Below are 8,439 nucleotides of genomic sequence, written 5' to 3' on the forward strand. Positions count from 1 at the left end.
AGGCGCCGCGCTTGCCGTGCGGAGCATGCTCGGCCACGTAGGTGGCGGCACCGCCGTACTCACCGCCGAGGGCCAGGCCCTGCAGCATGCGCAGGCCGATCAGGATGACCGGAGCTGCGGCACCGATGGTCGCGTAGGAAGGCAGCACGCCGACGATGAACGTCGACAGGCCCATGATCAAGATGGTGACCAGGAAGGTGTACTTGCGGCCGATCATGTCGCCGAGGCGGCCGAACACCAGCGCGCCGAAGGGGCGCACGATGAAGCCGGCGGCAAACGCCATCAGCGAGGCGATGAAGGCCGCGCCGGGCTCGAGGCCGGCGAAGAACTGCTTGGCGATGATGGCCGCCAGGGAGCCGTAGAGGTAGAAGTCGTACCACTCGAACACCGTGCCCAGCGAAGAGGCGAAGATGACCTTCTTCTCTTCGCGGGTCATCGGCGTCGAGGCCGTTGAAGTCGCAGTTGCCATTGAAAAGTCTCCGTCTGTTGTCGGTCCGCCCCACAGGCTTTCCTCGGCGTGACTATTCACACGGCCTCTGACCGTGTTCTGACGCCAGTCTGAATCGAGGCTGACAAACTCCGCAGGAACCCGCAGTTCGCATTTCTCAATGCGAGAGCAAATGGGGCTCGCGGGTAAATCCTGAGACGGTTTGCGTCAGCCTGGCGCGGGTCTGCGCCGGTCTGGCACGGCCCCCCTGAGCCAAGCCCTCCCGGGCCAGCTCAGTGCTTGCGCGTGACGCCGGGGCGCCGCTGCGCCGCCGACTCCCAGATGCCGCTGCGGAACCAGGGATCACCGTCCAGCGCACCGCGCAGCATGGGCAAGGCGTCCTGCCCCCAGAACAGGCGACCCTCGAACTCGACCGTCGGCACACCGAAGACGCCCAGGGAAAGCGCTGCTTCGGTCTCGCTGCGCAGGCGTTGCTTGACCGTCTCGCTCGCCGGGTCCTGCGCAGGCCCGAGGCGCTCGGCCAGCGCGGCCAGGCGCACCGCATCGTTGGCATCGGCGCCGGCGCCCCGCCAGACATGATGGAAGAGTTGCTCGACGACCCAGCGGCTCGGCGTGTCGCCCGGCTGCCCCTGCGGCGCCGCGCAGGCCCAGGCCAGTCGCAGCAGCGGCAGCGGGTTGAAGGGATGCTGGGCCGGTGGGTCCAGCACGATGCCCTGGCTGTGCGCCAGCCAGGCCACCTGACGGAAGGTCCAGCGACGCTTGGCCTCGATCTCGGCCGGCCCCTTCTGCCCCAGCGCCTGCAACAGCGCCGCGAACAAGATGGGCCGGTAGACGACTTCTACGCTATGCCCCGCCAGCGTCTCCGGCAGGGCCTCAAAGCCCAGCGCCGCATAGGGCGAGATGGGGTCGAAGTAGAAGGTCAGCAGCTTCATCGATCCTGTTCCTCCGAATGTGGCCAGGGGCCGAGCCACAAGCCATGTCGATGCATCTCGACGCGGCGCTCGGACAGTTGATCCAAGATGTGGCGCTGCACCGTCTCGGGGGCTCCGCCCCAGCCGGCGATCTCGTTGATGCTGCGCGCGCAGCCACGGCACCAACCGGTCGCCGCATCCATCTGGCAGACGTTCACGCAGGGCGAAGTGACGGCAGCTTTCATGACGGAGACCTCCGACCGGTCACTGGAGCGCTTCCAAGCCGCCCCGTCCGGCGATGGGCTTGCCGGGACCGCCGGCAACCATCGCCGCCCCGGCGGGGTACCCACCGGATTGGCGCCCGTCCGGCGCGGCCCACTGAAGCGCTGGACCGTGTCATGCCTGCACGACGTCGATGACGGGGGCCCCGGTCAGGCGTTCCAATTCACCTGGCGTCAGCTTGAACACGCCGTTTGGATGGCCGGCCGCGGCCCAGATGATGTCGAAGCGGAACAGCTCACGATCAATGAAGAGCTGGGGGGCCGCGAAGCCGTCGACCGGGGCGAACCCGGCTGGCGACACGCCGCCGATGGAGAACCCCGTGCGAGCCTTGACGAAGTCGGCGTCTGCCCGGCCCAGGGCCCCGGTATGGGGCTTCAGTTTGGCCTCGTCGACGCGCTTGTCGCCCGAGGTGATCACGAGCACGGCCGAGTCATCGGCCTTGCGGCGGAAGACCACCGACTTCGCAATCTGGCCCAGCGTCACGCCCAGCGCATCGGCGGCTTCCTGGGCCGTGCGGGCGGCCACGTCCAGCCACAGCGGCGTGTGCGGGTGGGAGCTCGCTGCCAGCGCGGCGCTGACGCGCTGGAAGCCCTCGGGGCGGGTGTCAATGTCAACCATGGCCGCGATTGTGTCGCGACCGGGCCGTCCTCAGTCGCGGTCCTTGCCGTGCCCCTTGCCCTTGCCATGCTTCCTGCCGTGGTCATCACCCCGGTCGTTGTCACCTTGCGGCCGCGCATAGCGCTGCTCGTACCAGTCCTCACGGACGAAGTAGACCGGCACGTCACAGGCGTTGTAGCGGGCGCAATGCTTGGACCAGTGCTTCTGGTGGCCCGGCGGGATGCGCATGTAGACGGGCTCGACGTGCACCGGCCGTCGATGCACCCAGACGGGCTGGGCGACCACGACGGGCGGTGGGGCGACATTGCCGACGTCGATGCGGCCGTAGAAGCCCGGCTGGCCGATTTGGACGGAGACGCCGACATCGGCGGCGTGGGCGGCACCGGCGAGCAGCGCCAGCGCGACGAGGGGGAGGATCTTCTTCATGGCCATTCCTTCTTCAGGGTGTGGGCAGTGCGAACTCGAAGTCGTAGAAATGCTGATGACCTTCGACGCGGATGTGCATGCGGCCCGACAGGCCGGCGAGCGCGCCGGTGCCGGAGTCGGGCACCACGGCGATGACCAGTGTCGGCCGGCCGCGGTCCATCTGGCCGTGGTGCACCAGCGCGAAGCTGCCCTCGCGGCCCTGCAACGTACCGGTCACCGTCTCCAGGGCGACGTAGGCAGCCGACCCGGCAACGCTCCCGTGCGTGGCCAGCATCTGGCCGGCGCCGCGGGCTTCGAGGGACCCGTGGTACACCTTGTCCAGCAGCATGCGCCCGATGGCGGGGCTGGCGCCTTCTGCCTCCTGGGCCGTCATGCCGACGCTGAATTCGCCACTGATCGAGGTCATTGCCGTTCTCCTTGGAGCCGCGGCTCCGATTCGACCACGCGCGGTGGCTCGGCGACCAGCGGCGTGAACAGGGGATGGGCCACGCGCACCGGCACGACGTCCAGCCGGGCGCCCAGCACCGTGTAGTCCTCGCCCCCATGTTGCGCACTGCGCCAGCCGACGAAGCCGGGGCCGCGGCGCAGCCGGAACTCGAACCCGATGTCCGGCATCGGATCGCCCGGCTGCGGGTTGGCCCGGTAGGCCAGCCCTCGCACCTCGGGCGCCGGGCCGTCGAGCAACTGGGCCAGCGCCTGGAGGATGCAGCCGTCGCCAAGGATGTCCAGGAAGTAACGATCGGCCTGAAGCCGGGGCTCGAAGCCAGGCACGGCCGGCTCGATGCGCGGCTCGCGCAGCTTGTGCGCGGCGGGGCGGGTCTCGCCGCTGGCCAGGTCGTGGCGGTCGCCGTGGTCCAGGTAGGCCAGGCGCGCACCGCGCAGGTTGAAGGCCGGCAACTCGGCGTCGTGGGTGGCCTCGCCAAGGTCGACGAGGACCGCGCCACTGCCACCGATGACCTCGAGCCGGGTCCCCTGGATGACGACAGCCGCGTTCTCGTCCACGCCAAGACCGAAGCGGCAACCCTGGGCCTGCAGGGCCGGCAGCATGCGGCCGATGCGGCCACGCTTGAGGAAGTGCTGATCGACGAGGAGCTCGGGCACGACGAAGCCGAAACCGTGGTCGTACTCGCGGCCTGCCCGCCACTGGCCGCGCAGCACGGCCAGGTTGTCCATCGCGTCGCGGAACATCAGCCGACTCATGACGGCCGCGCCGGCACTGGTGCCGGCGATCACGCCGCCGGCGGCAAAGACGGCACGCACGGCCCCCAGCATCGCGGTGGGCCGGCCACCGGGCTGCAGTGTGTCGACGAGATATTCCTGAGCGCCGCCCGAGAAGAACACCGCCTTGCTAGCGGCGACACGCGCGATCAGCGCGGTGTCGTTCAGTGTCGCCGCCAGATCCACGCCTTCGAGATGCGGCGCGAGCGGCACGGCCTCGGCGCGGGCACCGCAGCGATTCAGCGCCGCGACGATCTGGGCGGCGATGCGCCCGGGTTCATGGGCCGCCGTCGGGAACACCGCGATGGGGGCGCCGGCACCGCCGGCCTCGTCGACGATGCGCTGCCAAACAGCATCGCTGTCAGTTCTGAGCGCGCCGCCGATGACGATCACGGTGCCGCTGACGGCTTGGGAAGGGCTGTGCAAGATGGTTGCCGCAAGGCAGGAGTCGCAAGCGCCCCCATCTTGGCAGGCCTGCGCGCGAATCGACTACGGGTCAGGCCCGAGGAAACGCAACGCTTGTGACCAAGCGCTGCAGGGATTTCACTTCATCGACGAGGCGGGCGGTGCCGACGCCGCAGCAGCAGCGCCGCCGGCCGCCGATTTGGGCGGCCCTGCCCAGCCACCATACAGCGGCATCGGCAGCCGCACCGGGCTGATGTCTAGGTAGAGGTTGGTGACGGTGAACTGCTCGCCACCGAATTCCTCGGTGCTCCAGCCCAGAGAGTCCGAGCCTTTATAGACGCGAAACAGGAAGCCCAGCTCGGCCAGCGGGTCATTGGGGCGCGGCAGCGCGTCGAAGGCCAGACCCTTGAACTCGCGGCGATAGCTGTCGATCAGCCGCGTCATCATGTTGGAGATGGTCGAGTCACCCAGCATGTCCAGGGACAGGAAGTCATCGGTGTAGTAGGCCCGGAAGTTGGGAGACTCGGCATCGTGCAGCTCGCCGCGCAGCTTGGGCGCCGATGGCGTCGTCGAGCGGGCGCGCATGTGATAGCGATCACCATGCTCCAGGTAGCTGATCCGTGCCCCTCGCACGTTGAAGGCGCCCAGGGTGGCGTCGGATTCGGCGTCCGTCAGGTCCACCATCAGCGCGCCGCGGTCGCCGATGACCTCGATCTCGTCGCCCCGGATGATGGCCGCGGTGTTCTCGTCAACGCCCAGGCCCAGCTTGTAGCCCTTGGCCATCATCAGCGGCACCATGCGACCGATGCGACCTCGCTTCAGGAAGTGCTGGTCCACGAACAGCTCCGAACCGACGAAGCCCAAGCCGCGATCCACCTGCTTGCCATCGACGATGCGGCCCTTCAGGATGTTGATGCTGCTTGGCGCGTCACGGAACATGATCGTGCTCATGATGGCCGCGCCGGCCGAGGTGCCGGCCACGACGCCGCCCTTGCGGTAGACATCCCAGATGGCCTCCAGCATGGGCGTGCTCTGCCCGCCGGGCTGCAGCACGTCGACGATGCGCTCCTGCGTGCCGCCGGTGAAGAAAACGCCCCGGGCCGCCTTGACCTTGGCGATCAGCGCCGGGTCGCGCACGACCTTGGTCAGGTCCACCCACAGGAACTTGGGCGCCACCGGCAGGGCCTCGGCAACGGCGCCGCGGCGCTGCAGCAGGTCCACGACCTGCTTGGCGCTGGCTTCGGGATCCTCGCTGGCAGTGCCGAAAACGACGAAACGTGCGCCCTTGCCACCGGCCAACTGCACGATGCGCTGCCAGACCTCCTCATTGTCGGCCTTCAGCGCGCCACCGATAGGCACGGCGTAGCCGCGGATGGCGGGTTCGGACTCCGGCAAGGGCAACAGCGCGCCGGACGGCGCAGCGGGCTTGGCCGGCGCCGGTGCCGCCGCGCGCGGCGGCGCGGTCGTGGCTGAAGGACGCTGCTGCTTGGCGGCTTGCGCAGCAGTCGCCGCTGGTGCCGCCGTCGGGGGAGCTGCCCGCGCGCCTACGGCCATCGCCATTGCCGCCACGCCAGCCCAGATCCATGCCCTCATGCCAACAACCCCCCTTTGATCAGATCGCACATCATGACAGAGCGCCGATGACGCCCCGTCCCCCATTAGAACGGCGCGAGCGTGGCGCGGGCGAGACGAATCTCTCCGGACTGGCTGGCGGCTACCGGTGCCATGCATAGACTCGCGCGAAACCCGGAGGCCACATCATGAAAACACCCTGCCCTTCCCGCATCGCCGTTGCCACGGCCCTGCTCGCTCTCAGCTGCGCCGCCCAGGCCCAGTCCACGCTCGAACGCGTGGAGATCACGGGCACCGCCATCAAGCGCATCGAAGGCGAGACGGCGTTGCCGGTGCAGGTCATCACGCGCAATGAGATCGACAAGGCCGGCGTGACGACCGCGGCCGAACTGATCGCCCGCATCAGCGCCGGCACCAACAACCTGACCGACGGCGTCAGCATCGGCACGGGCGGTTTCCGCGATCAGATGGGTTTCAACGCCGCCAACCTGCGCGGGCTGGGCGTGTCTTCCACGCTGGTGCTGCTGAACGGCCGCCGAATGGCCAACTTCGCCTCCCCCGGCGACTCGGCCGGCGTGGACCTCAACAGCATCCCGGCCGCCGCCATCCAGCGCGTCGAGATCCTGCTGGACGGCGCCTCGTCGCTGTACGGCTCGGACGCCATCGGCGGCGTCATCAACTTCATCACCCGCAAGGACTTCCAGGGCCTGGACATCAGCGCGCTGGCCGGCAACACCTCCGAAGGCGGCGCCAACAAGCGCTCGGCGACGCTGGCCGGTGGGTTCGGCGACTACGGGCGCGACGGGTTCAACATCATGGGGGTGCTGGACGTCCAGACCACCAGCTCGCTCAATGCGAACCAGCGCAAGTTCATCAAGGCGCTGGACATCCCCGGCAACCTACCGGACCAGCTGTCCAGCTACAGCTTCCCGGGCAACATCCGGCTGACCAACTACCAGCGCAACCTGCTGATCGCCGACGGCTTCAAGACCAACGGCAAGGACGTCATCAGCTCCCGCACCGTGAACCCGGCCGCGGCGACCGGCTGCACCCCGGAGAACGGCAGCCTGTACCTGCCCGCAGGCATCGGCGGCACGGACGGCTGCACCTTCGACTTCATGCGCGACATCGAGCTCTACCCCAAGTCGCGCAAGAGCAGCGTGTTCACCCGCGGCGTGTTCAACCTCGGCGGCGGCCACCAGCTCTTTGCCGAAGTGTCGCTGGCCCGCGCCCGCACCTTCTATTCAGGCACGCCCAATCGCATGGACGTCGACCTGAATGTGTCCATGGTGCCCGCACTGCGGGGCAGCGCGCTGGACGACCCGGACCTGGACGAGGAAGACCGGATCGTCACGATGCGCACCCGCCTCGTCGAGGCCGGCTTGCGCACCAGCGAGCTGGTCTCCACCGCCAACCGCTTCGTCCTCGGTACGCTGGGCACGGTAGCCGGCTGGGACTATGAATGGGCCTACAACCACAGCACCAGCAAGGTGTCCGACCGCGACAGCCAAGGCTATCTCAACGAGCAGATGGTCACCGACGGCTTCAACGCCGGCACCATCAGTCCTTTCGGTCCGTCCAGCGCCGCCGGCCTGGCGCTGTACGAGAAGGCCCAGATCCGCGGTGAGGTACGCCGCGCCACCGGCACGATGGACAGCCTGGACTTCAAGATGTCCAAGGGCCTCCTGCCGCTGGCCGGTGGCGACCTGGCGCTGGCACTGGGCGGCGAGCTGCGCCGTGAGAAGCAGAACTACCACCAGTCGGACGCGCTCAAGGCGGACAACATCCTTGGCGAGACCTCGCAAGGCCCCGACTCCGATTTCGGCCACTCACGCAACGTCAGCGCCGTGTTCGGCGAAATCAGTGCGCCGGTCACCAAGCAGCTGGAGCTGCAGGCCGCGATGCGCTACGAGCGCTACCAAGTCAGCGGCAGCGCCTTGAGCCCCAAGGTGGGCCTGAAGTACGTGCCTGCGCCGGAGCTGCTGCTGCGCGCCTCGCTGGGCAAGGGCTTCCGTGCGCCAAGCATGTCGGACCTGTACCGCCCGCTGTCGATCGGCAACGCCGCCGTCGTCACCGACCCGGTGTGTCTGGCCGCCGACCCCGACAACACGGCCACCGACTGCTCGGAAGGCTGGGGCACGTACAACTACAGCAACGCCAAGCTCAAGCCCGAGAAGTCGCGCCAGTTCTCTGCGGGCGTCGTGTTCGAGCCTCGGCGCGGCGTCAGCATGAACGTCGACTACTGGAATATCCAGAAGAGCAACCTGATCAGCACGCTGGGCGTGGACGTGATCCTGGCTGATCTGAACAAGTACGGCTCCCTCGTGCACCGCTACTGGGACACCAAGCTGCCGCCGGACTGCGAGAGCGGCTATGACCCCGAGGACTACGCCATCTGCGGCATCGACCTGATCAAGGAGAACCGTGGCAAGCAGAAGATCTCCGGCCTCGACCTGGGCCTGACGCTGACCGGCTTGAAGACCGGGTTCGGCGAGTTCGGCTTGCGCCTGAACGGCACGCTGACGCTGCAGTCCAAGCAGCAGACCGGCGACGGTGACC

At 68.3% G+C, this 8,439-nt stretch carries 9 protein-coding genes; 1 reads left to right on the forward strand and 8 read right to left on the reverse strand.

Translation table 11 applies throughout. From position 1 onward, the window contains the following. The 8 genes from VGF12_RS08170 to VGF12_RS08205 all read right to left on the reverse strand — a co-directional run. A partial coding sequence (locus VGF12_RS08170) for an MFS transporter (RefSeq protein WP_331175537.1) occupies positions 1–469 on the reverse strand: 469 nt, incomplete at its 3' end. A gap of 251 nt (positions 470–720) precedes the next feature. Further along, positions 721–1,380 carry a 2-hydroxychromene-2-carboxylate isomerase gene (locus VGF12_RS08175; RefSeq protein WP_331175538.1) on the reverse strand — a complete coding sequence of 220 codons (660 nt, stop codon included), beginning with the start codon at positions 1,378–1,380 and terminating at the stop codon, positions 721–723. Further along, a complete protein-coding gene (locus VGF12_RS08180) occupies positions 1,377–1,604 on the reverse strand; it encodes a DUF1289 domain-containing protein (protein ID WP_331175539.1) in 228 nt (75 codons plus the stop codon). The genes VGF12_RS08175 and VGF12_RS08180 overlap by 4 nt, the downstream gene beginning before the upstream one ends. Before the next feature lie 151 nt (positions 1,605–1,755). Continuing rightward, positions 1,756–2,259, reverse strand: a complete 504-nt coding sequence (locus tag VGF12_RS08185) for a YbaK/EbsC family protein (protein WP_331175540.1) — start codon at positions 2,257–2,259, stop codon at positions 1,756–1,758. 30 nt (positions 2,260–2,289) lie between these two features. After that, the gene (locus VGF12_RS08190) at positions 2,290–2,685 is read right to left on the reverse strand and encodes a hypothetical protein (protein ID WP_331175541.1); all 396 of its coding nucleotides are present in this window, start codon (positions 2,683–2,685) and stop codon (positions 2,290–2,292) included. Between the two features lie 13 nt (positions 2,686–2,698). After that, positions 2,699–3,091, reverse strand: a complete 393-nt coding sequence (locus tag VGF12_RS08195) for a DUF3224 domain-containing protein (RefSeq protein ID WP_331175542.1) — start codon at positions 3,089–3,091, stop codon at positions 2,699–2,701. Continuing rightward, entirely contained in the window at positions 3,088–4,329 is a 1,242-nt protein-coding gene (locus VGF12_RS08200) for a cyanophycinase (protein ID WP_331175543.1), read from the reverse strand. The genes VGF12_RS08195 and VGF12_RS08200 overlap by 4 nt, the downstream gene beginning before the upstream one ends. Before the next feature lie 117 nt (positions 4,330–4,446). Next, positions 4,447–5,901, reverse strand: a complete 1,455-nt coding sequence (locus VGF12_RS08205; RefSeq protein ID WP_331175544.1) for a cyanophycinase — start codon at positions 5,899–5,901, stop codon at positions 4,447–4,449. 167 nt (positions 5,902–6,068) lie between these two features. On the opposite strand from VGF12_RS08205, the gene VGF12_RS08210 reads away from it, so the two are divergent. Next, positions 6,069–8,439: TonB-dependent receptor plug domain-containing protein (locus tag VGF12_RS08210; protein ID WP_331175545.1), on the forward strand; the 2,371-nt coding region annotated here is incomplete at its 3' end.

Origin of the sequence: Roseateles sp., from assembly GCF_036404855.1 — a bacterium.
Classification (GTDB): Bacteria; Pseudomonadota; Gammaproteobacteria; order Burkholderiales; family Burkholderiaceae_C; genus Pelomonas.

Bases quoted from the DNA above. Each gene is read 5' to 3' on its own strand.
- VGF12_RS08205 (WP_331175544.1), bottom strand. From the start codon at position 5,901: ATGAGGGCATGGATCTGGGCTGGCGTGGCGGCAATGGCGATGGCCGTA.
- VGF12_RS08185 (WP_331175540.1), bottom strand. From the start codon at position 2,259: ATGGTTGACATTGACACCCGCCCCGAGGGCTTCCAGCGCGTCAGCGCC.
- VGF12_RS08180 (WP_331175539.1), bottom strand. From the start codon at position 1,604: ATGAAAGCTGCCGTCACTTCGCCCTGCGTGAACGTCTGCCAGATGGAT.
- VGF12_RS08175 (WP_331175538.1), bottom strand. From the start codon at position 1,380: ATGAAGCTGCTGACCTTCTACTTCGACCCCATCTCGCCCTATGCGGCG.
- VGF12_RS08195 (WP_331175542.1), bottom strand. From the start codon at position 3,091: ATGACCTCGATCAGTGGCGAATTCAGCGTCGGCATGACGGCCCAGGAG.
- VGF12_RS08190 (WP_331175541.1), bottom strand. From the start codon at position 2,685: ATGAAGAAGATCCTCCCCCTCGTCGCGCTGGCGCTGCTCGCCGGTGCC.